Origin of the sequence: Mesorhizobium sp. M4B.F.Ca.ET.089.01.1.1 (genome assembly GCF_004022605.1) — a bacterium.
GTDB classification, from domain to species: domain Bacteria; phylum Pseudomonadota; class Alphaproteobacteria; order Rhizobiales; family Rhizobiaceae; genus Mesorhizobium; species Mesorhizobium abyssinicae.
Genome location: NZ_RZOS01001200.1, coordinates 1 through 601, shown reverse-complemented (window position 1 = coordinate 601; position 601 = coordinate 1). Strand labels below are relative to the sequence as shown.

General features: G+C 57.1%; 1 protein-coding gene. It reads right to left on the bottom strand.

Annotation, left to right across the window (positions count from 1 at the left end):
- Nucleotides 1–15: 15 nt before the first annotated feature.
- On the bottom strand, nucleotides 16–601 hold a 586-nt coding region (locus EN780_RS36765; protein ID WP_210215120.1), incomplete at its 5' end, for a metallophosphoesterase.

Sequence of the window (601 nt, the reverse complement as noted above, 5' to 3'; positions counted from 1 at the left end):
TCGATGGTGAAGCCATCATTTCGGATCACCGGGACGAATGACAGGCAGCTGATCAAGTCCCTCGTGACGATGGACAACGACATCCGATCCGTCCAACATGACGACATCGTATGATGGCGCAGCCGCCACAAATATGGGCTTGCCATATTGTTCCCAGTCCAGAACGATATGCTGCGCCGTGCCACGGCTGGCAGTAAACGATATGCCCGACAAACTGCCTGCTGCAGCAACATGCCGGTGACCAAAGAGCATGTGGCGGACCGATGCGTTTTTCCGAAGGATGGAAAGGAGCCGATCGGACTCCTTCATATCGCTCGTCTTAAAACAAGGCACATGCAAATCCGCCGGCGTATGGTGCATAGCAACCACGACTGGTCGGCCGGCGGCACGGAAAAGCTGGTCCTGCAGCCATTCAAACCGGCCACCGTCAAGACAACCGAAATGGCTGATGTCGTCCTTTGTGTCGAGCAAGACGACGAGCCAGTCGTGCAAGTCGACAGCCGCCTGAACGAATCCTTCCCCGCCGAATACGCCTCGAAATGCGCCGCGGTCATCGTGGTTGCCGATCGTCAAATGGACCGGGAGCCGGACCTCCGACAAG